Annotated in this window: 20 protein-coding genes; 13 read left to right on the top strand and 7 right to left on the bottom strand. The window is 36.6% G+C overall.

The window, feature by feature from the left end:
* Positions 1–99: 99 nt before the first annotated feature.
* The 7 genes from AAOP42_RS03435 to porN all read left to right on the top strand — a co-directional run bounded on the left by AAOP42_RS03435 (position 100) and on the right by porN (position 7,849).
* On the top strand, positions 100–1,236 hold the full coding sequence (locus tag AAOP42_RS03435) for a DUF4271 domain-containing protein (protein ID WP_349527062.1): 1,137 nt from the start codon (positions 100–102) through the stop codon (positions 1,234–1,236).
* 31 nt (positions 1,237–1,267) lie between these two features.
* Positions 1,268–2,056: a uroporphyrinogen-III synthase gene (locus tag AAOP42_RS03430; RefSeq protein WP_349527061.1), complete on the top strand. Its 789-nt coding sequence runs from the start codon at positions 1,268–1,270 to the stop codon at positions 2,054–2,056.
* Positions 2,057–2,252: 196 nt separating this feature from the next.
* Entirely contained in the window at positions 2,253–3,224 is a 972-nt protein-coding gene (locus AAOP42_RS03425; RefSeq protein WP_349527060.1) for a PorP/SprF family type IX secretion system membrane protein, read from the top strand.
* A 191-nt stretch (positions 3,225–3,415) separates the two neighbouring features.
* The gene (gene porK / locus AAOP42_RS03420) at positions 3,416–4,468 is read left to right on the top strand and encodes a T9SS ring complex lipoprotein PorK/GldK (protein ID WP_349527059.1); all 1,053 of its coding nucleotides are present in this window, start codon (positions 3,416–3,418) and stop codon (positions 4,466–4,468) included.
* 44 nt (positions 4,469–4,512) lie between these two features.
* The gene (gene porL / locus AAOP42_RS03415) at positions 4,513–5,355 is read left to right on the top strand and encodes a type IX secretion system motor protein PorL/GldL (RefSeq protein ID WP_349527058.1); all 843 of its coding nucleotides are present in this window, start codon (positions 4,513–4,515) and stop codon (positions 5,353–5,355) included.
* A 37-nt stretch (positions 5,356–5,392) separates the two neighbouring features.
* Positions 5,393–6,982, top strand: a complete 1,590-nt coding sequence (gene porM, locus AAOP42_RS03410) for a type IX secretion system motor protein PorM/GldM (protein ID WP_349527057.1) — start codon at positions 5,393–5,395, stop codon at positions 6,980–6,982.
* Between the two features lie 12 nt (positions 6,983–6,994).
* Positions 6,995–7,849 (top strand): type IX secretion system ring subunit PorN/GldN, encoded by an 855-nt coding sequence (porN, locus tag AAOP42_RS03405; protein WP_349527056.1) that lies wholly within the window; start codon positions 6,995–6,997, stop codon positions 7,847–7,849.
* A 23-nt stretch (positions 7,850–7,872) separates the two neighbouring features.
* Here porN and uvrC read toward each other — a convergent pair whose 3' ends face one another.
* From uvrC to porW, 3 genes are read right to left on the bottom strand one after another with little or no spacing between them, the layout of a single operon-like run.
* Positions 7,873–9,687 carry an excinuclease ABC subunit UvrC gene (gene uvrC, locus AAOP42_RS03400; RefSeq protein ID WP_349527055.1) on the bottom strand — a complete coding sequence of 605 codons (1,815 nt, stop codon included), beginning with the start codon at positions 9,685–9,687 and terminating at the stop codon, positions 7,873–7,875.
* Positions 9,688–9,699: 12 nt separating this feature from the next.
* Complete coding sequence (locus AAOP42_RS03395) at positions 9,700–11,970, bottom strand: transglycosylase domain-containing protein (RefSeq protein ID WP_349527054.1); 2,271 nt, start codon at positions 11,968–11,970, stop codon at positions 9,700–9,702.
* Positions 11,971–11,974: 4 nt separating this feature from the next.
* Positions 11,975–14,509 carry a type IX secretion system periplasmic lipoprotein PorW/SprE gene (gene porW, locus AAOP42_RS03390; RefSeq protein ID WP_502947646.1) on the bottom strand — a complete coding sequence of 845 codons (2,535 nt, stop codon included), beginning with the start codon at positions 14,507–14,509 and terminating at the stop codon, positions 11,975–11,977.
* 299 nt (positions 14,510–14,808) lie between these two features.
* Here porW and AAOP42_RS03385 point away from each other — a divergent pair, with 299 nt between their 5' ends.
* A complete protein-coding gene (locus AAOP42_RS03385) occupies positions 14,809–15,081 on the top strand; it encodes a hypothetical protein (RefSeq protein ID WP_349527052.1) in 273 nt (90 codons plus the stop codon).
* Here the strand turns inward: AAOP42_RS03385 and AAOP42_RS03380 are convergent, their stop codons facing one another.
* Positions 15,082–15,717 (bottom strand): carboxypeptidase-like regulatory domain-containing protein, encoded by a 636-nt coding sequence (locus AAOP42_RS03380; protein WP_349527051.1) that lies wholly within the window; start codon positions 15,715–15,717, stop codon positions 15,082–15,084.
* Between the two features lie 358 nt (positions 15,718–16,075).
* On the opposite strand from AAOP42_RS03380, the gene AAOP42_RS03375 reads away from it, so the two are divergent.
* From AAOP42_RS03375 to AAOP42_RS03355, 5 genes are all read left to right on the top strand, one after another.
* Positions 16,076–16,450, top strand: coding sequence for an ArsR/SmtB family transcription factor (locus tag AAOP42_RS03375; RefSeq protein ID WP_349527050.1), 375 nt, complete (start codon positions 16,076–16,078; stop codon positions 16,448–16,450).
* Between the two features lie 5 nt (positions 16,451–16,455).
* A complete protein-coding gene (locus AAOP42_RS03370) occupies positions 16,456–17,163 on the top strand; it encodes a YjjG family noncanonical pyrimidine nucleotidase (RefSeq protein ID WP_349527049.1) in 708 nt (235 codons plus the stop codon).
* 124 nt (positions 17,164–17,287) lie between these two features.
* Positions 17,288–18,892, top strand: coding sequence for a sensor histidine kinase (locus AAOP42_RS03365; protein ID WP_349527048.1), 1,605 nt, complete (start codon positions 17,288–17,290; stop codon positions 18,890–18,892).
* An 11-nt stretch (positions 18,893–18,903) separates the two neighbouring features.
* Positions 18,904–19,602: a response regulator transcription factor gene (locus AAOP42_RS03360; RefSeq protein ID WP_349527047.1), complete on the top strand. Its 699-nt coding sequence runs from the start codon at positions 18,904–18,906 to the stop codon at positions 19,600–19,602.
* A gap of 76 nt (positions 19,603–19,678) precedes the next feature.
* Positions 19,679–20,404: a 1-(5-phosphoribosyl)-5-[(5-phosphoribosylamino)methylideneamino]imidazole-4-carboxamide isomerase gene (locus AAOP42_RS03355; protein WP_349527046.1), complete on the top strand. Its 726-nt coding sequence runs from the start codon at positions 19,679–19,681 to the stop codon at positions 20,402–20,404.
* A 10-nt stretch (positions 20,405–20,414) separates the two neighbouring features.
* On the opposite strand, the gene AAOP42_RS03350 is transcribed toward AAOP42_RS03355, so the two are convergent.
* The 3 genes from AAOP42_RS03350 to recJ form a co-directional block, all read right to left on the bottom strand.
* Complete coding sequence (locus tag AAOP42_RS03350; RefSeq protein WP_502947645.1) at positions 20,415–21,929, bottom strand: GH3 auxin-responsive promoter family protein; 1,515 nt, start codon at positions 21,927–21,929, stop codon at positions 20,415–20,417.
* Between the two features lie 4 nt (positions 21,930–21,933).
* A complete protein-coding gene (gene lptB / locus AAOP42_RS03345; RefSeq protein WP_349527044.1) occupies positions 21,934–22,665 on the bottom strand; it encodes an LPS export ABC transporter ATP-binding protein in 732 nt (243 codons plus the stop codon).
* A 144-nt stretch (positions 22,666–22,809) separates the two neighbouring features.
* Positions 22,810–24,513 (bottom strand): single-stranded-DNA-specific exonuclease RecJ, encoded by a 1,704-nt coding sequence (recJ, locus tag AAOP42_RS03340; RefSeq protein ID WP_349527043.1) that lies wholly within the window; start codon positions 24,511–24,513, stop codon positions 22,810–22,812.
* Positions 24,514–24,861: the final 348 nt, after the last annotated feature.

Below are 24,861 nucleotides of genomic sequence, written 5' to 3'. Positions count from 1 at the left end.
TGAATCTACGACTTGTGTTTTCTTCTATTATTATCCAAAGTATATAGTCTGAATTTGACAGATTGACCTAATTTTGCACTTCTGAACAAAAGGTTTTTCATGTCAAAAACTATACATCGGATAGCTCTTATTATCCTGATTTTGTCTCTTAACATCAACCGCTCTTTTTCTCAAAATGAAGAGGTGGAAGATTTGCGGTCATCATGGTTGGTTACTACAGAGGCAGGCAAATCATTTTTGCCTTATGTGGAAGGATTGAATAAACCAACGGCTATTCATTTCTTTTTAGACCTGAACAGATATAGAGATTACTACCTTGATATGAAAATGCCGAAAGGAGTTTCTGTATTAGTTGAAGATAGAATCACTTTCGTATCAACCAGAGAGTGTACAAGAAAGTATAGCATTGATAGCCTCATGGGTGTGTATTCTAAAGATAAGATACAGATATCGCTCTATGGGGAAGATGTTAATTTTGCAGAGGTAGATGCGAGTATTATTGATATGAATTCCCCAATTTCATGGAGTTCTAACCAAGGGGGATATACCATTGACTTAAGGGAGAAATTAAACAATAATGATTTTTTTATCATTTCTATTCTGATAATATTGACAATTGTCCTTTTTGTAAGAAGAGGACTTAAAAACGTGTTTTTTGAATATTTTTCATTTCAAAAATCATTTTCCTTTAAGCCCAAATCAGAAGGGTTGTTTTCTATAGGAGTGTTTTCTACCACCAATCTATTGGTGTTGCTTTTATATGGTGTGGCTTCCGGTTTCACAATAGTGACTATAGTGTTGATGTTATCAGATAAACTTTCCGAACAATATGGAATAGATACCACATCGAACTTAATATTGCTGGGAATTGGAGTGTCAGTAGCATTGATTGTCCTGATGATTTTTAAGTATTTTTTGGTGCGGATTGTAAGTGAAATATATAGGCTCAGGAAATTTCACCTGGTTCAGTATTATGACTATTTCAGGATTACTTTGTTTCTGACAGTTATATTCTTTGGGTTGTCTGTTGTCAACTTATCAATGGGGGGATTTTACCTTGAAGATTACCGAACAACATTTCTTATAATCGTCGTATTAATGCTTTTAATGCGACCTGTTTTAATTTTATTTAAGTTAAATAAATTATCCGGTTACAAAAATCTGCATTTATTTTCTTACATTTGCGGCACAGAAATTATCCCACTTATTATAGTCTTAAAATTTTTCTTGCATTAATTAATTATATTTCTCTAAAAGGTCCAAAAGAATGAGTGAAGGTATATTAACTGAAGATAAAAAAAGATTGAATAAAGTTTCAACAATTCTTGTTTCTCAGCCACAACCAGTTGACGCTAAGTCTCCTTATACAGCCCTGTCAGAAAAGTACAATATTAAAATTGATTTTCGTCAATTTATCCAAATTGATCCTGTAGATATTAAGGAATTCAGAAAGCAAAAAATAAATATTCTTAGCCATACTGCAGTGATTTTCACCAGTAGAAATGCTGTTGATCATTTTTTTAGGCTAGCAGCTGAAAGCAAGGTTGAGATACCATCTGACATGAAATATTACTGCATTTCAGAACAAACAGCCAACTACCTTCAGAAATATATAGTAATAAGAAAAAGAAAAATTTTCACAGGTTCAAGAACAGCAAGTGACCTTATTGAAGTGTTGAAAAAGCACAAAAATGAGAAATTTATTTTCCCTTGCTCTAACATTAGAAAAGATGATATCCCGACCTTCTTAAATGAAAATGGATATAGCTGCTCTGAGGCTATTATATATAAGACTGTAGCTAGTGATCTTTCTGATTTAGCTGATGTCAATTATGATGTTATCGCTTTTTTCAGTCCTTCCGGCATTAATTCGTTGTTTGTGAATTTCCCTGACTTTAAGCAGAACAATACAAGAATCGCCGTATTCGGACCAACTACTGCACAGGCTGCCAAAGATGCTGGTTTGATTTTGGACATTGAAGCACCACTGCCCAATGCACCATCAATGACTGGTGCATTGGAACTTTACATAAAGAAGGTCAATAGCATAAGCTAAGTCAGTCGGTCTTTTCGGTTAAACTCATCTTCTTTAATTTATTTTGGATTTTTAATAAGGGTATTGGCCTCTATTGATTATTTAGAAACATATTTCTCTATCACATTTTCTGTAAAAATTGGGAATGTTGAATAGGTTATATAAATTCCCTTTTCGATTAAATAGAGATTAGGTTCTGTTTAATAATTATAGTTGAATGAAAAGAATCTTACCAGCGGTTTTAATGTTTCTTGCCTTTAGTGTTCAAGTGTTGGCTCAGCAAGATGTTCAATTTAGTCAGTATATGCTCAATCCGTTATTTTACAACGCAGGATGGGCTGGTGTTGACGGAGAATCACACGTTTCTGCAATCCACCGTACCCAATGGCTGGGGTATAGTTCTTCATTTGATGGAGATGGAGGTGCACCCAGCAGCCAGTTGGTTTCTTTTTCTACTCCTATTAAGTTTAAGGGAAAGGATCTTGGTGTTGGTTTTAATTTCATTAATGATAGACTAGCACCGCTTTCAAACCTGAGTATGGAAGTAGCGATTGCCTATCATAAAAAAGTTCGTCGGGGGCAATTGAGTATCGGGCTAAAACCCGGAATCATTTCTCAGTCTATAGATTTTTCCCAATTTCGATTTAATGATCCTTCCGATCCTCTAAACACCGGAACCAAAGAATCCCAAATGGCTGTTGATATGGGTTTTGGAGCTTATTATTCTACTGAGGATTATTCGCTAGGTATTGGAGTCAATCACTTGCTTAGCCCTTCTTTTGATTTTGGATTGAGTCAGGCGTCAGCTGAGTTTCGCAATCAAATCAAGAGAAATGTCAACATATCCGGATCATATAATTATAAGGTGTCTTACAATCTGGTATTTACTCCTTCGGTCTTGATAAAAACAGACTTAACTAACTATTCATTTGACTTGAGTGGTATTGTTACCTACGATGAAAAGGTCTGGGGAGGGGTCTCTTACAGAGATAGTGAAGCTTTGATTTTGTTGATGGGGTACTCATTTTTGGAAGATAACAAGATGAGAGTGGGTTATGCATTCGACTATGTAGTTGGCGAGCAAAAAGCCAAGCAGCCCACTTCTCATGAGATATATATTAGATACAATTTGCCGAATATTTCTACGGGTAGCAAAAAGATAATTAGAACGCCGCGTTTCAGATTTTGAGAAAAAAATTTTGCGATTTAATAATATTTCTACAATTTGAGCTGCTAAAATTTATATTTAAACGTCTTTGATATAATTTTTAGAATTAATTTCATGTAATTAATATCTATGGATTATATTTATGGTTTGAACCATGCAATATATTCTAGGTATAGATGTTATAGTAAAGTATGATTTTTAAATTTTGTGTTATGAATAAAATAGGTGTTTTAAAGAGCTCGTCTCTACTGCTCATTTTGGCTGTTTTTGGTCTGCAAGGTTGCGGAATCATAGGTGGTCTTTTTGGCGGAGGTACAGGGTTCGATGATAACGGAGAGCTCATTGGTGCTCCCGGTAGAGAGGGTTGGGAAATGTCAAGACCGTATGGCATGGTAGCCATTCCTCCAGGTACTTTTCACATGGGACAGGCGGATGAAGATGTGCCGGCAACCCAGATTAATTTTAACAAGCAGGTAACAATCGGTCCGTTTTTCATGGATGATACCGAGATTACTAACAATGAGTACCGTCAGTTTACTGAAGATATCCTTGAAGGATCAGAAGTAGATTTACCTGATGGGTTTGTTCTTGAAGATTTAATTCCTGATTCTACTGTTTGGACAAGAGATTTTGTTCACCATATGGGAGATCCTTTAATGGTGTATTACTGGTCTCACCCGGCATTTGACAACTACCCTGTTGTAGGTGTGGATTGGGAAGCGGCAAAATATTTTTGTAAATGGAGAACGGATCATTTGAACTCATTCAGAGCAGAAAAAGGATTGTTTCCAATGCCAAACTTTAGATTGCCTTCAGAAGCTGAGTGGGAGTACGCAGCAAGAGGTGGTAGAGATATGGCTAAATACCCTTGGGGTAACCCTTACATCAGAAACCAAAAAGGTTGTTTGTTGGCAAATTTCAAACCAGGAAGGGGAAACTACTTTGATGATGGGTTTGCCTATACTGCACCGGTAGCTACATTTTTTGCAAATGATTACGGTCTTTATGAAATGTCTGGTAACGTGGCAGAATGGTGTGAAGATGCTTTTAACCCTTCTTCAATGCCTTTAGTATGGGATTTGAACCCTACATATTTTGACGAAAAAATAACTAAAAAAGTAATCAGGGGAGGATCTTGGAAAGATATTGCTTATTATCTTGAAACAGGAACCAGAACTTATGAATACAAGGATTCAACAAGAGCTTCTATTGGATTCAGGTGTGCAATGACACATTTGGGACGATCTGGTGGAAATGAATTTTAATCAATAAACTTAAAACGAATTAATAACCTAAAATCTTTAATAATATGAGCGCAAAAAAAGGTGGATTTTCAGAATTGTTGTTTACCACGATAATGCCCAAAGTGTATGGTATAGGAGCTGCAGTTGTAATTGTAGGTGCTATGTTTAAAATTCTTCATTTACCCGGTGCGGGAGAAATGTTGGGAATTGGGCTAACAACAGAAGCAGTTATTTTCTTCTTAAGTGCATTTGAACCAAAACACCCCGAAACGGACTGGTCTAAAGTTTATCCGGAATTAGCAGATGACTATGAAGGTGGACCTCCAGCTCCAAGAGCGCAAGTTGCTGCTGCAAATGGCCCGGGCGTATCTCAAAAACTAGATAAAATGATGGCTGATGCTAAGATTGGTCCGGAATTGATTGAAAGCTTAGGGAAGGGACTTAAAAACATGGCTACTTCGGCAGGAAATATGGCGAACCTGAGTGATGCTGCGGTTGCCACAAATGACTATGCTAAAAACGTAAAAACTGCTTCTAATTCTTTATTGGAAATGAACAAATCTTATGCTTCTACAGTAACAGCTATGGCTGATATGGCCAACGCTTCTAAAGATGCTAAAGAATATCATACTCAGGTACAAGGTGTTACAAAAAATCTTGGCGCATTGAACGCAGTATATGAAATGGAATTGCAAGATGCTAACAATCATGTGAAAGCAATGAATAAATTCTATTCGAACGTAACTGCAGCTATGGAAAGTATGGCAAAAGCTGGAGAAGATACTAAGAAATTCAGTGACGAAATGGGACAACTGAACAATAATATTACTTCTCTAAACAGAGTATATGGTAATATGCTTGCTGCCATGAGAGGTGGTGGAAGTGCTCCTTCTGCTCCTTCTAAATAATATGTCCATTAATTTATAAACTTAAAGAGTATAAAATATGGCCGGAGGAAAACAATCCCCAAGAGACAAGATGATAGGCATGATGTACTTGGTACTGACTGCTCTATTAGCGTTGCAGGTAAGTAATAGTGTACTTGAAAAGTTCCTGTTTATAAATCAGGCATTTGAGGAAACGAATAAGGACAATCAAGGAGAAAACCAGAATAAGGTAGAAAGTATCCAGAAGGCAGTTAGTGATGCGGGAAATAGAGAAAAGGATGTTGCTGTTTTAGATAAAGCAAAACTGGTTAGAGAACAGACATCAAAAATTCTGGGAGAAGTTGAAGAGTACAAAAAACTTCTAATTGAGGCTTCAGGTGGATATGATGAAAATGGTAAGTTGGTTGGGCAGAAAGACATTGATACTGCACCAAGAATTTTCTACAAAGAAAAAAAAGGAGATGAGTTGAAATCAAAATTGAATGCTTACTCTGATTTTCTAAAAGAAGCTACTGGTGACGAATCAATTAAGGACATTGCAAAGGATGCAAAAGATATTGGTGTTTTTGCTGATGATCCCAATCAAAACCAAAAGGGTTTTGCTGAACTTAATTTTGGTCACAACACTCCGATGCTTGGAGCATTGGCTTCTCTTAGCCAAATGCAAAATGATGTGATTACTTTGGAAACCAAGGCACTTGAAGCATTGGCGGCCGAAGTAGGAGCAGAAGATTTGAAATTTGACCAAATTGTTCCTATGGTTAAACCAATTTCTAACATTGTAGCTGCTGGTACAAAGTATGAAGCAGAGCTGTTTATAGCTGCTTCTTCTTCTGCTGTTACTCCTACTATGACTTACAATGGTGAAGAAATTGAAGTAATAGGAGGTAAAGGAAAAGTAGAATTTACTGCTACTCCAGGAGCTTATGATAAGGAAGGAATTGCGCAAAAAAGTTATATAGCGGCAATTAAAGTGCCTCTTCCAGGTGGAAGGGATACTACTTTTGTTGATACTATTAAGTACTATGTTTCTAAGCCAGTAATGGAGATTCAGTCTGCTTCAGTATCAAAACTGTACCTCAATTGTGGAAACGAATTGAATGTTCAGGTGCCTGCTTTGGGTACTTCTTACAATCCGGTTTTCACCACTAAAGGAGGTAGCAATATCAAAGGTGCTGAAAGAGGGTTTGTGACAATTATTCCACAGTCGGCTAAAGTTACCATGACTGTTTCCAGTAATGGTAATGTGATAGGAAGCCGTGAATTTGGAGTAAACAGAATTCCTGCTCCTGAAGTACAGGCATTTAATGGGAACAGACCTGTAAGTCAAAAGTCAGGAGTTTCAGTACGAGAACTAAAAGGGTTAAAATTGAAGGCAATCCCAGACGAAAGTTTCCAGCAATCTTTGCCAAATGATGCCAGGTTCAGAGTGGCTCAGTCTGAGGTTACTTTAGTAAGGTCTGGCAGAGCAGTTACTTCTGCTAAAATCAGTGGTGAAAACCTGAACATTTCCCAATTGGCTGGTCAGGCTCGGCCCGGCGATCAATTGGTAATAGAAACGAAAAAAGTTCAACGTCAGAATTTCAAAAAAGAGATTGAGGATTTCACTAATTATAGCGGAAAGATTATTTCTTTCCCGATAAAATAAAATTCAGGTGTTATGAAAAAGTTTTGTTATGTAATTTGTTTAAGTGCATTCATGTTGATAGCTTCTTTAGGTGTAAGCTATTCGCAGGAAGTTGACCCGGGTTATAACCCTCATTCGGTTTATCCTATTCACGAATCTTACATGATGTTTAAGAAGACATTGTGGAGGAGGATGGATTTGAAAGAGAAACAAAACAGGCCTTTCTATTCCAGAAATGGTGAGCTTTCTACAGTGATTATCAAAGCTGTTAAGGCTGGTTTGTTATTTCCTTATACGAATGATTCTGTGACTACCAGAATGTCTAAAGAGACATTTTTGGAACGTCTAAAGTACCCTCAGGAAGAGACTGGTTTGACTGAAGAGGAAATTGCAATGGGATTTGGCCAGGAAGAAGATAGTGGATTCGGTGGATTTGGAGAGGAAGAGGAAGTAGTGGAAGAAGTAAATGATGAATTTGCAACTGCTGATTTTTCTATCGTTGAGATCAAAGAAGATATGTTCTTTGACAGGAACAGATCTAGAATGTACTATGACATTCAGGCAATTACGCTGTTACTTCCTGCTGACAAAAACCCGGCATTGTTCGAAAAGCCTTTGGCATCATTCAGATACAAAGACTTGGTAGAAGTTTTTAGAAGTATGCCAAGAGAAGCAATATGGTACAATGTTCAGAATGCATCTGAACATAGAAACTTTGCCGAGGCATTTGACTTGCGTCTCTTCAGCTCTAACCTTATTAAGTTTGCTAATCCTAAGGACAATAGAATTGTTGATATCTATAACAAATCTCGTAGAGATGGTATTTTGGCATCACAAAGAATTGAACATGAAATGCTGGAATTCGAAAATGAATTGTGGGAATTCTAATTTCCAAGGTTATATTAAAGATTTTAAGAGTCCTGAGCAATCGGGACTTTTTTTATGCCCTCCAATAGAGATTGGGTTTTGCTTTTTCCTATTAATTCTTCCAATTCTTCTTGTGCAGCGTCTTTGATCTTGTTTAATGTTCTGTATTTCGTTAGTAGTTTTTGCTTGGTTTTTGAACCAAGGCCAGAGATTTCATCAAGAATAGATTGATGTGCATTTTTAGACCTTAAATCTCTGTGGAATGTAATGGCAAAACGGTGAGCTTCGTCTCTCAATTGCTGAATTAATTTGAGAGACTCAGACTTTTTACTAAGATGTAATGGAATAGTGTCTTCCGGATAATATATTTCTTCCAGCCTTTTGGCTATTCCAATTATAGGAACTGAATTGTATATGTCGAGTTCCTTCAGAGCTTCAACAGCTACGTTGAGCTGGCCTTTTCCTCCATCTACAATAATCAGATTGGGTAGAGGAATATTTTCATTTATCAACCTGCTATATCGTCTCGTTACTATTTCTTTCATTGATCCAAAATCATCCGGACCGATTACAGTTTTGATTTTAAAATGCCTGTAATCTTTTTTGGAAGGCTTGGCATTTTTAAAGCAGACCATAGAAGCAACAGGATTGGTTCCCTGAATATTGGAATTGTCAAAACATTCTATGTGTGCCGGAAGGGCTTTTAATTTAAGATCTTGCTGCATCTGCTTCAGGATTCTTTGCCAGTTGGTTTCTTTTTCACCCTTTTGCCTTAAAAGTTCTTTTTTAAATATTAGCACATTTTTTAAGGATAAATCCAACAGGGTCTTTTTGTCTCCTCTTATTGGATTTACTACTCTGACGTTTTCATCCCAATTTTCGAGTTTCCGGTTGCAGATAATCAGACGGTTGCTGCTTTTGTATTTTTGTTGAGTGTTGACAATAATGAGAGGAAGAATTTCCTCATCTGTTTCTTCAAGCTTCTTATTGATCGTAAATGTGTCAGAAATATTTATGTAGCCATTATCAATTCGCATGTAATTGACTATGGCTTTACTTTTTTCTGACAGCACAGAAAAAATGTCGGTATTCTTAAGCTTTTTGTTTACAATAACTGATTTAGCTTGGAATTTTTCCAATAAATCCAGTTTTGATTTGTAAGAGTTGGCTTGTTCGAATTCCAGCGTTTCGGCAGCTTCTTTCATTTTGCTTTTAAAATAGGAAAGAACAATGGAAATATTGCCTTTAAGAATGTGCCTGCATTGTTCTATTTCATCGAGATATGAGGATTCCGTTTGTAGCCCTTCACATGGGCCCAAACAGTTTCCGATATGGTATTCCAGACAGATTTTAAACTTTTTGTTTTCTATATTGGATGGTGTTAACGAAAGGCTGCATGTTCGGATTTTGTATAGCTTCCTCAAAAGATCCAGTACGCTGTTCATTGCTTTCACATTGGTGTACGGGCCAAAGAATTCTCCTTTTTTTATATTATACCGACGAGTAGAGAAAACCTTGGGAAACCGTTCGTTTGAAATACAAATGAATGGAAAACTTTTATCGTCTTTGAGTAAAATATTGTACTTGGGCTGGTTCTCTTTTATGAGGTTGTTTTCCAGGAGAAGGGCATCAAATTCAGAGTTGACAATGGAGAACTTAATGTTGGCAATTTCCTTGACCAGAGTTTGGGTTTTTCTGCTACTCGTTTTAGATAAGGAGAAATAACTCGAAACCCTTTTTTTTAAATTTTTGGCTTTTCCTACATATATCAGCAGGGAGTTTTTATTGTAAAATTTATAAACTCCCGGATCTGTTGGTATAGACTTGAAATTGTGCTCCCGGATGTCTTTGAGATCCATTTGTTGTGCTACTTAAAATACGCCACTGCCGATATCATCCAGTTCAATGTTCAATGAATCGGATTCCTGATTTAAATGCTTGTTGCAATCCAATTCTACGTCCAATTCGAAAGTTGGGTCGGGGAATGATCCTTTTTCTATTCCGAGTGATGGGTCATTATATACGTCTAGCATAAAATTTTGCCAGATAGGCATAGCAGTTCGTGCACCTTGTCCTAAAGCCCAATACTTGAAATGGATACTTCTATCGTCACCTCCTACCCAGGCCCCTGCTACCAGGTCTTTGGTGACACCCATAAACCAACCATCAGAAGCGCGTTGGGTAGTACCGGTTTTGGCTCCTATTTCGTTTTCATTCAGGAGTTCCCATCCCAATCCTCTTGCTGTACCGTGTTCTTCTTCCGTGGCACCTTTGAGCATGTGCAGCATAAGATAGGCAGTTTTTTCACTTAATGCTTCCTTTCGTTCCGGATAAAAATCTTTGAGTACTACTCCATTTTGATCTTCTATTCGGGTAATAAATTGTGGCTTGGTGTAAATGCCTTTATTGACGAAAGTGGAGTACGCCCCTACCATTTCATATACGGATACCTCTCCTCCAGCTCCCAGACATAATGTAGGAACTGCATCTAGCGGACTTGTTATGCCTAATCTTTTCGCAGTTTCTACCACTTTGAGTGGAGTTACTTTTTGCATGATGTAGGCGGTAATGGAATTGATGGATCGTGCCATTGCCTGACGGATTGTCATTTTTTCACCGCTAAATTTTCCATTGTCGTTGTTTTGAGGTGTCCAGGTAGGAGGATCTTGTCCTGGCAGATACCAAGTTACTGCTTGGTCAGCTACCGGAAAACAAGGTGAATATCCGGCTTCTATGGCAGTAGCATATACAAAAGGTTTGAACGTAGATCCCGGTTGTCTATGTCCTTGTTTCACATGATCGTACTTAAAATGTTCATGATTGATGCCACCTACCCATGCTTTGATATGTCCTGACTTGGGATCCATAGCCATAAAGCCCGTTTGTAAGAAGTGCTTGTAGTATTTTAAAGAATCAATCATGCTCATGGTGGTGTCTATTTCTCCATTCCATGAAAACACGGTCATTTTTTTAGGTTGGTTAAGGTAGTATTCTATCGAATCAGAGTCTTTTGAATATTTTTTTGCCAATGATTTATAATAGGGTGTACCCTTTATGGCATTTTCTACAAAGTCCATCATTTCATTGCCATCATGGTCTATCCAGGGAGCATCACCTTTGAGATGGTCAATAAATAGTTTATGCAGGTATTTCATGTGTTTTTCCACTGCATTTTCTGCATACTGCTGCATCCTGCTGTCTATTGTTGTATAGATCTTCAAACCGTCTGCATAGAGGTCATACCCGTGTTCTTCAGCCCAATACCTTAGGTAATTGCCAATGACTGACCTGAAGTATTGTGCTGGGCCAGTGTTGTGATCAGATACTTTGAATTCTAGTCCCAGATCAGATACTTTTAAAGTATCATATTCCTCTTTAGATATTTTGTCATATTTATAAAGATTGTACAGAATTTCCGTTCTTTTGGCTGTGGCTACCTCCGGATTCCTTACAGGGTTGTATCTGGTTGGGGCATTGATTAATGCAACCAGAATTGCAGATTCCTTATAATTCAATTCTGACGGAAGCTTGTTAAAATAAGTTTTGGCTGCAACTTGAATTCCATAGGAGTTATTACCGTATTCTATGGTGTTGAGATACATCGCCAATATCTCTTCTTTGGTATATGATGCTTCCAATTGAACAGAAATAATGTATTCCTTGATTTTTGTAATGACCTGTCCAATTTTCCGGTATTTGTATAAGCTCCCCCGGTTTTCTGTAATGGTTTTATAGAGATTTTCTGCCAGTTGCATGGTGAGTGTGCTTCCTCCCCCTTTAAATTCGAATGTTAGCACTCCAGATAGAGCCCTGGCTAAACCCAAGAGGTCTATGCCTGAGTGTTGTGTAAACCTGACGTCTTCGGTAACCATCAACGTTTGGATGAGTTCTGGAGAAAGTTCATGATAGGATACCGGGGTTCTGTTGCTTCGGTAGTATTTTCCTAATAATTCACCATCTGCTGAAATGAGTTCAGAAGATAAGTCAGGGTCAGGCCGTTCCAGACTTTTTAAACTTGGCAGGCCACCAAATAATCCAAAAGCATCTATACTGACCGAGTAAAATGTACCGAATGAGATTATTAGACCAAGAATAAGTGTTGTCCATAAAACTATGATAAAACGACGAGTGAATTTGGCCATTGATTTAGTAGTTTTTTCTGTAAAATGTCAAATATGAATCCAACTCTTTTGTATTGTATAAAATGTCAAAATTGTCTTTGGTAATAATGAAATCATGGAATATTCCTGATTTTTTGATTTGATCCTCGGGGTTTACTTTTTTGACTAATTGGTCAAATGTCATTGCTGCTTCTTTGTCCTTAAATTCCTGAATTAAGATCATTGAATTTTTACCATCGAGGATCAAACTTTGAACGCTTAAGTTTAATTCATGCTGAGCTATGAGTTTACCGAATATCTCCAATAATAGCTCGTATGTTTCGGTATCTTTATTATAGGTATATACAAAATAATGCGATTTGTTCAGGTTGGTAATGAACTTGGCCCTTGTACTGTTAATCAGTTCAATTTGAAAATTTTCGGATGCCTTAACCAGTGAGTCGGCATAGGGGAGCAATTCACTTTCTGAGTATGTCCTGATGAAATTATTCAACTCATATTGGTAGGTGTAGAAATTTTCCATCTTACCAATGAGTAAAATCTTCAGAAGCTGCATGTTATCTACAAAGTCATTGTCGGGATACATCTCCAATCCGTTGTTGACAGTAGCAAGTGCTGCTTTGTTGTTTCCGGATTTATACATCTGATATGCCTGGGCATATATTTTTTTCAGTTTTCCACTTGCAGCTTCACTTTCTTCACGATAGTTAGGATTGATAATAATTTTGGCATAGACACTGTTAGGATAGTCATTAATCAGGGTGTTTTTAAAATAATCTGATCTGGTAATGTTACTCAAATCTTTGTAGATAAGATAGAGTAAATACATTACTTCCAGTTTGTATTCAGTAGCTTCAAACCGCACCAGCATTTTTTCAAAAGTACTGGCAGCATTGTTTTTTTCTTCCAGATTGAAATTGTAGATGTTACCCAACTGATAGTGTGCTTCTTCTACTTCTGCCAGTAGCTTTGCCTTTTGCTCCTCCTTGTAGGGAATAGTTGCTATTAATTCATTTTTGTCAATAAGAGGTTTTTCTTCATCATTGGTATTTTCATCATCGCTGGCCTTAATCTTGGCTTGGTTGTCATTGGCAGTGGTAGTTTCCTGAATAGTTTGCAAAGACTTATTAGATCGTCTCCAATTGTCCTCAAGATTTCTGTTTCCCCATCTGCTTTCAAATTCATATCTCCCTTTTTCAACTGCTGATTTGTTATAAAAATACCAGACAGATTCATCGAAATTTGTACTGCCTATGGGAATAAATTCATCATTGAAAGAATTGTTTAGAGAAACATTGTTCCTTTTTTTTATCTTGGCTATCGCTTTTTCTTTTTTCTCCTTTTCTTCCGCTTCTTTTTGAGTAATATAAGTATCAAGAAATACATTCAAAGAATCAGTACTCAGGTTTGATAGGGCGATCAAGCTGTCATTATCGTGAATGATGGTAAGCTGATTGACAAAATTTTCAAGGATCTTTTGCCTTTCCAAAATTGACTCATATTCTAATTCATCCTGAGGCAAAACCGAAATGGTACTGTCATAATATAACTTTGCAAGTTTATAGTTTGCAAGGCTATCATAGTAGATTTTACCCAGGCTAAGATAGGAGTAGGCTTTCTGTCGTTTGTTTTTGGTACTAGCCTGAACAGAGGAGTTATAATACTCTATGCCTTGTTCGAGATTGCCTTGTTTGACTTCAAATCTGGCCATCTCATAATAAATTTTATCCCTGAATTCTACATTCTTTGCATCAGAAAGAAGGCCTTTAAAATACTTCCTTACTTTTTTTATATCATTGTTTTTGGTCAGCTCGGTTACCTGAGCCATATTCAGTTTCGTATAAAATGACAACTCATAAGTTGGGTTACTGGCCAAGCTCTTTTTGTAATATTGATACGCTTCCCCGTCAAAACCTAGTTGTTGATAGACCTGCCCTATTATAAAACTGATTCTGGCTCGCTCATGATGATCGGTAATCAAAGGCTCTGCTTGTGTCAGGTTTTGAACCATGAAATTGAGGTCTTCACGCCTTTGAAATAGATCTGCTCTTGATAGGTATAAATCCTTGAGATTCTTTTTATTTAGTTTTTCTTTTTTGAGATAATCAGATACTGCCCCGGCATTCTTCATTTCTTCCATTTTGATGTAGGTATTGATCAGGTCGATCAAAGCTTCATGACGGGTATTGTCATTTTCGCTATGGGTATTTACATATTTAAATGTTTCTATGGCATTACCGAAATCCATGCTATAATACCTGGCCAGGCCAACAAGCACATAACTATTGTCTTCCCAGTTGGATTCCGGATGTCTTTGAATGGCTATTGATGCTTTTTTCACACAGTCATCAATCTGGCTGGCCATGCTAGTGGCTAGTGTAGAATCAAACTGGGGGAAAATAGGAAGAATTTTGTTGTAATTCCATTCATGCCCATCTTCTATAGCCTGCTCTATTTCTTTTATTCGTTCATTGGCATAAAAGTAAGCGTTGTAATGAGCAGTTGTATTGTGAAAAGTGTTGCTCATCAAGTTTTTCCTTTCAGGAGCACAACTTCCCAATAGGATCAAAAATAGTAAGCTTAATAATAAGGAATTATTGTATCTCAACTTTATGGTTTGCTTGTAGTCGTTGGAACTGTAAATCTATTAAAGAATTAAATCAAATTTTATCAAAAACGAATTTCGTTAGCTCAAATTACTATTAGTACACAGGGAATTTAATATTTAGAAGGTCATTAATTGATTTATCCCTGATAAGTCTTGTTATTGGACTTTTTGAGATGGATTAGATGATCAATATCAGTTGTGTCAATGTCTAACATCATTATTGTAAAATGATGGAATTTTGATATTGCATTATGAAAACTACGATAGTTACAAATAACAACCTTTGGAAAGATGTGGCATTCAGAAATACCAGCTTTAACTCCGTACTGTTGGCTTTGGTTAAAGATGGATGCATCCCAAAACACAGACTTCCATTTTGTCTTAATCTGGAAGCAAAATATGAATTGATTCGAATGGAATCACTTGAAATTGTTCAATTTAAAGATGGCAATTTGGAGTTGGGTGAAAATTCGAAATTCCTAGTGAATTTTTGTTTAGAAAAACAACTGGGAATAGCAGTTTAGTTACTTTTTCTTTTTTAGGTCTCCACGTTTGATTGACTTAATAAATTGACTCCAGGCAAATGGATTGAGTAATGGAATGGAAGTGGGTTGGAATCGGTTGTTCCAGGCTGACATTTGCTGTTGTACAAAATAATTGTGGTTTGCACTTGGCCCCATAGCGGTATTAGCAAACATTTTCCTCAACATTGCTTCATCAAGATTTCTTTGCAGGTTGTCCAGATCTCCTTGATTAGGCAGCTCAAGTGCCAGTATGGCTTCTTTGAACAATTCTTCTGTAGGGTATGGAAATATTTCCAACTCCGGCAGATAGGTGGTGTCTTTTGACAGTTCAATTATTACCGTGTAATTTTCACTTTCTCCCTTTGGTATAGTTAAGTACTGGCGAGTGTAACTTACTGCACTTATAATTAAACTATCGCCCTCAAGCACTGGCATAGAAAAATAACCATAAGGGTTGGTGGTTGTTCCTCTTCCGGCTTTAGGAGCATAAATATGGACCCCCGGAACACCCGAAGTACTGTCTTCACCTACTACAATCCCTGAGAATTGAATTACCCTTGAGCCACCTTGAGCAAAAGCTTCAAAAGATATAGTCAGTGACAATAGTATATATAGGCTTAATAAATATAGCTTCACAGTTTTCGGTTTACTTTTACAATGCCGAATTAGAGGAAAAAGTTTTCTCACATTGCTAAAGTACTAAAAATATGAGTTGACTGGTAAATTATTCAGGTCAAATTCTCCTTTTTTATTAATACATAACCTCAAATTAATTACCTTTAATGTAACTTCTATTCACTAACCCAAGTCTGGATGACCAGCCAGCCAGGTACAAACTATTAATCTTTAAATTTGAGATACTGTTTTCAAAATGAGTTGGTGGTCTAATGATCCGATTTGATTATTCTAAAATATAATCTGGAATTACAGATTTTTAATACGTTCTATATATTAAGTTTTAATGTATTTCTATTGAACTAATCGTTGGTAAAGAATGAAACTGAAGAATTTTAATTTGCAATTTGGAACTCAGATATTTAAGTCGTTTTCTGATGAATCAAGAGTGAGAATAATGTACCTGCTCTATAGAAACGAGGAGTTGTGCATTTCTGATTTGGAATTGATTTTAGATTTTACTCAGACCAAAACTTCAAGGCACATAACTTACCTAAAGCACGCAGGGCTATTGAGCTTTCGCAAGCAGGATCAATGGGTTTTTTACCATGTAAAGGAGGAAGTCCTGGATATAGTAGATCGTATTTTTAAGTTTTTAAATAAAGACACAGTTTTACTCAAAGATTACGAAACGTTCGAAATTCTCAATTCGAACCGTGAATTGTCTATCAATAAGATTAAACTTCCTTATTGAAAACTATGGGGTATAAGGATATTTTTTTTGATTTGGATCACACACTGTGGGATTACAATACCAGTGCCAAACAAACCTTGTTTGAACTTTATGACAGGTATGAACTTTCAGCAACAGGAGCATTGGAAAAGGAAAAGCTTTTAGAAGCTTTTCTCACTATTAATGAAGACCTTTGGGATCAATACAACAAAGGAGAGGTAAGTAAATATTTCTTAAGGACTCAGAGATTCAATATGGTTTTTGAAAAGATCGGAGTGAATCAAAAATTATTTCCTCAGGATCAGGTTTTACGCTTTAATCATGATTATCTGCATGAGTGCCCGCAAAAGCCAAATCTTATCGACGGGGCACTAGAGCTACTTGACGAACTGGAAGGCAATTTCAATCTACACATTATTACAAATGGTTTTAATGACATTCAGGGAACGAAACTTGAAATGTCAGGATTGTCCAAATTCTTCAAATATGTAATCACATCGGAATCAGCAGGTGCAAAAAAACCTTTTAGTGGAATATTCGAGTTTGCATTTAAAGCAACAAATGCCAATCTGCAACATTCTATTATGATCGGAGACAATTTAACTACCGATATTAAAGGAGCACGAGATTTTGGTTTGGATCAGGTGTATTTCAATCCTGATAAGATTCATCATAGCGAAGAAGTGATGCATGAAGTATATGAGCTTCAGGAGATATTACGTATTGTTTCCTGAAAAAATCTCTGATCTAACTTCTATTTCCCTGAAAACTTACATTTATAGCATTAAATGGCCTCTCTGTTTTGTTAAAAAAAGTTAAAGAAAATCTTTTGTTGTTGTCATATCGTAAATTTGATACATGAATAACAAGGCAATAGGTTGGATTACGGCACTGATGACTTTGTCATTGATTGCATTGGTGATTTTCCAGCTGTATTGGATAGACAATGTGATAAAAGCAAATGAGCAGGCTTTTAAACGAGACGTTCAGGAAGTGTTGAATAATGTTTCTGAAAAGCTCGAAAAACAGGAAGCACTATTAATTGCAGTCGATAATTTCCACACTCAGTTTGTATGGCGAAATCAGTCTGAATCCAATCCAAATGAACTCGAACTGATTGAAAGTACTTTTGAGAAAAAAGTAATAGAAATAGAAGATTTTGTAAAAGATTCTTCTCAATTCCCTTTAGGCCTGAATTTTTATTTTGAGTCTGATGATGACACCAAGTCTTTGGACAATGTTTCTATAAAGTTTAGAGATGACTTTAGAGATGACAACAAGCAGGTAGTCAACATCAACGGAACAGATTCTGCTCGCTCCAATAGAGCATTAGAAAAAAAACTAAAAAAAGTGGCCAAGAAATCTGAATACGTTCAAATGGCCATGCGTGAATTGCTATCTGGAAAAAAGGCTGTTGATAAAAGGTTAGAGTTTAGCGAATTGGATTCTCTATTGAATATTGGATTGAAAAATAAGGGAATCGATATTTCATTTGACTTTGCGGTATTGGATCCTCTGTCAGAAGATTTGGTGATAAAAAAAGTAACTGAAAGCGAAAAAGCTTTGCTACAGACAGACATGAGGTCAAACCTCTTTCCCAATGATATTATGGGAGAGGCGGGATATCTACTTATTAATTTTCCGGGACAACAATACTTCTTGCTTAAAAAGATATGGTTCACACTGACTTCTTCCGTTGTACTTATTTTGGTGATCATCTTTTGTTTTGCTTATGCCATATTCACGATTTTCAGACAAAAGAAACTTTCTGAAATCAAAAATGACTTTATCAATAACATGACCCACGAGTTTAAAACACCAATTTCCACAGTTTCTTTGGCTTGTGAGGCATTGCGGGACAAAGACATAAATGGCACTATTGGTTTGCGAGACCGTTATCTTGGGATAATTAATGATGAGAACAAACGACTTGGACTGCAAGTAGAAAAAGTATTGCAAATGGCTGTAATCGAGCGGCAAGACTTGAATTTGAAGTTGGAAGAAGTCAATGTTCACAATGTTATTTTAAAAGCAATGGAGAACATCTCTTTTCAGATTTCCAGTAAAGGAGGAAAAATATCGACAGAACTCAATGCAGTAAAACAATCTTTAAAAGCAGATGAGTTGCACCTTACCAATATTATGGTCAACCTTTTGGACAATGCTAATAAATATTCTCCGGAAAAACCGGAAATAAAAATTTCCACACAAGATACAGCAAAGGGTATAGTGATCAATATTATAGACAAAGGGATCGGCATATCCTATGATGCATTATCCAAAGTCTTTGATAAATTTTACAGAGTGCCAACCGGTAACATCCATGATGTAAAGGGTTTTGGATTGGGTCTTGCCTATGTCAAAAATATGGTAGAAGCCCATGGGGGAGAGATAGCAGTTACCAGCGAACTGAAAAAAGGAAGTAATTTCAGAATATTTCTCCCATTTGATCATGTATTTTAAATTTATATGAAATGAAAAACCTCAATATATTGATCGTCGAAGATGATCCGAATCTTGGACAAATCCTTAAAGAATATTTGCACCTAAAGGGGCATGAAACTACTTTATGCAGAGATGGAGAAGAAGGGTTTGCTACTTACGAAAAAGGAGGCTTTGACTTTTGTGTATTGGATGTAATGATGCCAAAAAAAGATGGATTTTCCCTAGCCAGAGAAATCAGAGAAGTTGACAAGCAAATCCCAATAGTATTTCTCACGGCCAAGTCAATGAAAGAAGATACCATTGAGGGTTTGAAGATTGGGGCTGATGATTATCTGACCAAGCCATTTAGTATGGAGGAGTTGCTTTTGAGGATTAATGCCATAAACAAACGGGTGAACAAAGAAAACACCAGTAAAAGTGGTATGCCGGGAAAAGTGGAATTGGGTAAATTTCTTTTTTCTTATGACCAATCGTTATTGCAAGGACCTTCTGGTGACACCAAATTGACATCAAGAGAAAATGAATTGCTGAAGCTTTTTGTTCAAAACCTTAACCAGACTTTGGATAGAAGTTATGCTTTGAAATCCATCTGGAAAGATGACAGTTACTTTAATGCCAGAAGCATGGATGTCTATATTGCCAAACTCAGGAAACACCTAAAAGAAGACGATTCGCTTCAGATTTTGACTGTACATGGCCAGGGCTTCAAGCTTGTCAAAATCCAATAAATTGAGTAAATTAGGTTTAACTTAATTATTGCAAACAGGAGTGCCTTATACTTCACTTCTTTCTCAATTTACCTATATGTTATTAGTACCATCTATATCAATTTTGAATGGAAAGATAGTTAGGCTAACGGGTACTGATCATGATAAGGAGACTATCTATAAGGACAGTCCAATTGATTTAGCCAAAAAATTTGAAGACCATGGCATTGAAAGAATCCATTTAGTAGATCTGGAGGGAGCGAGGGCAGGAAAAATTATAAATTATCATATACTAGAGCTTGTAGCGGGCTATACGAATCTGGATATAAATTTTACCGGAGGACTTCATACAGATGGAGACATAACCAAGGCTTTTGAGTCCGGTGCGGAAAGTATTACCGCTTCAACTATCTCTGTGTACAATAAAGAGCTTTTCAAAGATTGGATAATGTCTTATGGCAGAGAAAAAATTGCTTTGGGTGCAGATGTATTGAATGGTAATATCAGAGTAGGAGGCTGGCAAAAGGAAACCAAAATAGATCTTTTCAGTCATATAGATTACTACTATTCTCGTGGATTGAAATACTTGAAAACTACTGACATTTCTAAAGATGGTACCCTCGAAGGGCCTTCATATAAGTTGTATGAAGAGATCATTAAAAAATTCCCGAACCTCCATGTTTTTGCAAGTGGAGGCGTTCGTAATATTGCGGATTTTGAAAAATTGAATGATTTAGGAGTTCATGGAGTGGTCTTTGGTAAGGCGTTTTATGAAAATAAGATTACCCTTAATGACATAGATCAATTCATTGTTAAAATGTAATCCGACACTTTTACAACAGTTTCAATACCTCATCAATATATTCTCTGGTGTTAGATAGTCTGGGAACTTTGTTTTGTCCTCCGAGTTTCCCTCTTTTTTTCATCCAGGTATAAAATGTGCCGGACTTTGCGCTATGTACCAGGGGTAATTGTAAAGCAAGGTCTTTGAATCGTTTGGCGTCATAGTCTGAATTTAGTTCTCTGAGATTTTCATCCAGAAGTACAACAAACCTTTCCATACTTTCAGGTTCTTTTTTAAATTCTATTACCCATTCGTGTTTGCCTTTTTTGTTTTTTTCAAAGTGAATAGGTGCAGCAGTGAAGTTGTCGATGACAGCCCCGGTTACTTCACAAGCTTTGGTAATTGCACTTTCAGCATTTTCGATGATCAATTCTTCTCCAAATGCATTGATGAAATGTTTTGTCCGACCTGATATTTTGATTCGGTAGGGAGATGTGGATGTGAACTTAATAGTATCACCAATATTATATCGCCATAGTCCGCTATTAGTAGAAATGATCATGGCATAGTTCACACCTATTTCTACATTGGGCAGGCTTATTACTTTAGGGTTTTCTTTGTGAATTTCATCATAAGGAATGAATTCATAAAAAACACCATAATCCAGCATCAGGAGCAATTCATCTGAATCAGTCCTGTCCTGAATACCAAAAAATCCTTCCGAAGCATTATATGTTTCTACATATCTCATCTCATTTTTAGGAATCAGTTGTTCGAACAATTGCCGATAGGGGTGAAAGGCTACCGCACCATGGAAGAATACCTCAAGGTTGGGCCATACATCCAGGATGCTATCAATTTTCTTGAGTTCTTTGATTCTTTGGATTAGTAATATGGTCCAGGTGGGAACACCAGACAGATTAGTTACATTTTCATCTGCTGTGATTTCTGCCATTTTTTCTATTTTCTCTTCCCAGTTTTCCATCAGAGCTACTTCTAACGAAGGAGTTCTGACAAACTGTGCCCACAGGGGTAGATTTTGCATGATTACTGCTGAGACATCTCCATAGTATGAATTGGAACTTGGATCGTATTCATTGATTTTATGACTACCACAAATTGCAAGACCTTTTCCTGAAAACATTTTTGATTCAGGAAAGTTATTGACGTATATAGAGATCAAATCTTTGCCTCCTTTAAAATGACAATCGTCCAGAGCTTCCTGCGATACGGGAATAAATTTGCTTCTGGCATTTGTAGTTCCAGAAGATTTTGCAAACCATTTGACATCCGTTGGCCAAAGCAAATTTTGTTCCCCTTTCATTCGTCTTTCTATGTAGGGGAATAGCGTCTCATATTGGTGTACGGGTACACGACTTTGATATCTATCTAAAGTATCAATGGATTCAAAACCATATTTTTTTCCAAACTCGGTATTCTTTGCAGTACGCAAAAGCTTTTTAAAAATTTCTTCCTGTACTTCGTGAGGATATTTCATGAAGAGTTCGATCTGGTGGATACGTTTCTTCATTACCCATGTCAATATTGAATTGAATATTTCCACGTAATTAAATTTTTCTTTTCAACTCAAAATTCCGGCCTAAATATACTCTTCGTACTTGCTCATCCGCAGCAAGTTCTTCGGCAGATCCCGATTTGAGTAGTTTTCCTTCAAACATTAAATATGCTCTATCAGTTATAGAAAGTGTTTCTTGTACATTATGGTCTGTAATCAGTATTCCAATGTTTTTATTCTTAAGTTTGGCAACTATTGTCTGAATTTCCTCAACTGCAATGGGGTCAACACCTGCAAAAGGTTCATCAAGTAATACAAATTTGGGGTTAATTGCCAAAGCTCTGGCTATTTCTGTACGTCTTCTCTCCCCTCCAGACAATACCATACCCATATTTTTCCTTACATGAGTCAGGCTGAATTCTTCCATCAGTTCCTCAGTTCTTTCTTTTTGTTCTTTTTTAGAAAGTTTTGTCATTTCCAAAACAGCAAGAATATTTTCTTCTACAGACAACTTTCTGAAGACAGAGGCCTCTTGTGCTAAATACCCAATGCCTAATTTCGATCTGCGATACATCGGCAGGTTTGTAATGTCCTCATTGTCTAGATAGATATGTCCCTCGTTTGGTTTGATCAACCCGACTATCATATAGAATGAGGTCGTCTTCCCAGCTCCATTGGGACCCAATAGCCCAACGATTTCTCCCTGTTCAACCTTGACAGAGACGTTGTTCACCACTGTTCGTTTTTTGTATTTTTTTATGAGGCTTTCTGCTCGGAGTTCCATGTGCTCGATCTGTTTTGAGTATTAACTTGCTCTTGGCAATTTTAATCTATTAAATTCAAATTTTACAATGAGTTTATAAAACCTATCTATAAGAATCTGAATAGCTTGCTACTATATAGGTAGTAATTTAACAATGATACGGGTTTATTGATTCATCGTTTTGATATCTTTCAATACCAGCTGAAGGGTTTTGTTGCCCATATAGTTATTTTCTTCTATGGTATAAGCAATGCTAAAGGGAGAATCAAGTTTGTCGCTATATTCTGAGAGGTTGAATCCAATAGCATCAAAGGAAACTTCTGATCCTTCTTGCTCTACAAACAACTTTAGATGTAAGTCTTTCAGTACTCTTGCTTTATTCTTTAACCTGACATTATTTGTTGCAAATACCGGTTGCATATTATGAGGGCCAAATGGCCCCATTTGTTTGATAATATTATACAAGCTAAAATTTATATCTGCAAAATCTATTTCAGCATCTACTTTTATTTTAGGTATAAGTTGGTCGTTGGTAATAGTGGTTGAAACCACTTTTTCAAATTGCATTTGAAATTCTGAGACATTTGCCAGAGGCATGGTAAGTCCTGCTGCGTATTTATGCCCACCATATTGTTCTAGCAGATGACTGCAAGATGAAATGGCCTCATAGATATCAAAACCTTCGACGGATCTTGCTGACCCGGTTGCAGATCCGTTCGATTCGGTAAGTATTATTGTTGGCTTGTAATGTTTTTCAATACATCTGGAAGCAACTATACCTATAATGCCTTTGTGCCAGTCAGTATTAAAGAGTACATTAGATTTGGCTTCTCCGGTTTGATTGATTTGTTCTATTTGAGCAAGAGCCTCTAATGTTATGGATTCGTCATACTCTTTTCTTTCTATATTATTTAAGTTGAGATTTTTAGCGAGAGTGCTGGCTTGCTCATCGTTTTCAGCTATCAACAGTTCTACAGCAGATTTTGCATGACCAATTCTACCAGCAGCATTTATCCTGGGGCCTATTCCAAATACCACATTGGTAATGTCAAGTTTGTTCTTAAAACCGGATACATCTATTAGTGCTTTAAATCCCGGTAGTGGTTTGGAGTTCAATTTTTTCAATCCATACCATGCCAATATTCTATTTTCACCTGTCATAGGTACTATATCAGAAGCAATGCTCACCGCCACCAAATCCAAATAATTATAAAGTTGCTCCAAGTCTATTGTGTTTTGCAAACAAAATCCCTGAAGAAATTTGAATCCAATTCCGCAACCGGAAAGTTCATCATAAGGATATAAGCAGTCTTTTCTTTTAGGATCCAATATTGCAACAGCATCAGGTAATTTATCCCCCGGCAGGTGATGATCGCAAATGATAAAGTCTATGAATTTCTCGTTTGCATAGTTCACATTGTCTATTGCTCTTATTCCACAGTCCAGAGCTATGATTAAAGTTGTACCAGATGCCTGTGCATAGTCAATTCCCTGTTTTGAAATTCCGTAACCCTCAGAGTACCTGTCCGGGATGTAAAAGTCGATGTTTTCATATATTTCTCTCAAAAAACTATAAACCAATGCCACTGAAGTTGTGCCATCTACATCATAATCACCATATATCAAGATCTTCTCATTGTTAAATATAGCATCATTGAGCCGTGCGACTGCCTTGTCCATATCCTTCATATAAAAAGGGTCATGCAAACCAGAAATCTCAGGTCTGAAAAATGTTTTGGCTTTGTCAAATGAATTGACACCCCGTCTAACAAGCAACTGACAAATTATTGGACTTACATTTAGCAATTCGGCCAACTCAGAGACTAGAGGATTATCGTCTTTACTTGGTATTTCCCATTCTTTTATCATGTATGTTCAGCTATGGCGATGATTCGTATGCGAATTTAAACAAACTGTAACATCATGCCTTTTATCCTTAGGTAATTGTGTGGTTGAAATAAGTTAGATTGATGAGGCAGAATTTTATTTATTATCATAAGACATAGAGTATCAGGATATTGAGTTTTGGGTTTATTGTTGATTAGAAAATAAGGGGAGATATTTTATTGATGTTCATTGTAATTGATAAAAACTCTATTACTTTTGCGCCTCCTTAAGTAATCCGGCAGGGATTTGGAGAGGGTTTGTTCATTGACATGGTACAGTTATATTTAACAAAATGGAGGTATTTAGACTTGGTTAAGATTTGAGTTTAGG

Source organism: Reichenbachiella sp. MALMAid0571, from assembly GCF_040151475.1.
Lineage (GTDB): Bacteria > Bacteroidota > Bacteroidia > Cytophagales > Cyclobacteriaceae > CAXBNB01.
Note: the sequence above shows the minus strand (reverse complement) of the source record. Positions and strands in the feature narration are given on the sequence as shown.

Bases quoted from the DNA above. Each gene is read 5' to 3' on its own strand.
- porK (WP_349527059.1), top strand. From the start codon at position 3,416: ATGAATAAAATAGGTGTTTTAAAGAGCTCGTCTCTACTGCTCATTTTG.
- AAOP42_RS03370 (WP_349527049.1), top strand. From the start codon at position 16,456: ATGGGGTATAAGGATATTTTTTTTGATTTGGATCACACACTGTGGGAT.
- porN (WP_349527056.1), top strand. From the start codon at position 6,995: ATGAAAAAGTTTTGTTATGTAATTTGTTTAAGTGCATTCATGTTGATA.
- AAOP42_RS03425 (WP_349527060.1), top strand. From the start codon at position 2,253: ATGAAAAGAATCTTACCAGCGGTTTTAATGTTTCTTGCCTTTAGTGTT.
- uvrC (WP_349527055.1), bottom strand. From the start codon at position 9,687: ATGGATCTCAAAGACATCCGGGAGCACAATTTCAAGTCTATACCAACA.
- AAOP42_RS03435 (WP_349527062.1), top strand. From the start codon at position 100: ATGTCAAAAACTATACATCGGATAGCTCTTATTATCCTGATTTTGTCT.
- AAOP42_RS03375 (WP_349527050.1), top strand. From the start codon at position 16,076: ATGAAACTGAAGAATTTTAATTTGCAATTTGGAACTCAGATATTTAAG.
- AAOP42_RS03360 (WP_349527047.1), top strand. From the start codon at position 18,904: ATGAAAAACCTCAATATATTGATCGTCGAAGATGATCCGAATCTTGGA.
- AAOP42_RS03430 (WP_349527061.1), top strand. From the start codon at position 1,268: ATGAGTGAAGGTATATTAACTGAAGATAAAAAAAGATTGAATAAAGTT.
- AAOP42_RS03355 (WP_349527046.1), top strand. From the start codon at position 19,679: ATGTTATTAGTACCATCTATATCAATTTTGAATGGAAAGATAGTTAGG.
- AAOP42_RS03365 (WP_349527048.1), top strand. From the start codon at position 17,288: ATGAATAACAAGGCAATAGGTTGGATTACGGCACTGATGACTTTGTCA.
- AAOP42_RS03385 (WP_349527052.1), top strand. From the start codon at position 14,809: ATGAAAACTACGATAGTTACAAATAACAACCTTTGGAAAGATGTGGCA.
- AAOP42_RS03395 (WP_349527054.1), bottom strand. From the start codon at position 11,970: ATGGCCAAATTCACTCGTCGTTTTATCATAGTTTTATGGACAACACTT.
- porL (WP_349527058.1), top strand. From the start codon at position 4,513: ATGAGCGCAAAAAAAGGTGGATTTTCAGAATTGTTGTTTACCACGATA.
- lptB (WP_349527044.1), bottom strand. From the start codon at position 22,665: ATGGAACTCCGAGCAGAAAGCCTCATAAAAAAATACAAAAAACGAACA.
- recJ (WP_349527043.1), bottom strand. From the start codon at position 24,513: ATGATAAAAGAATGGGAAATACCAAGTAAAGACGATAATCCTCTAGTC.
- porM (WP_349527057.1), top strand. From the start codon at position 5,393: ATGGCCGGAGGAAAACAATCCCCAAGAGACAAGATGATAGGCATGATG.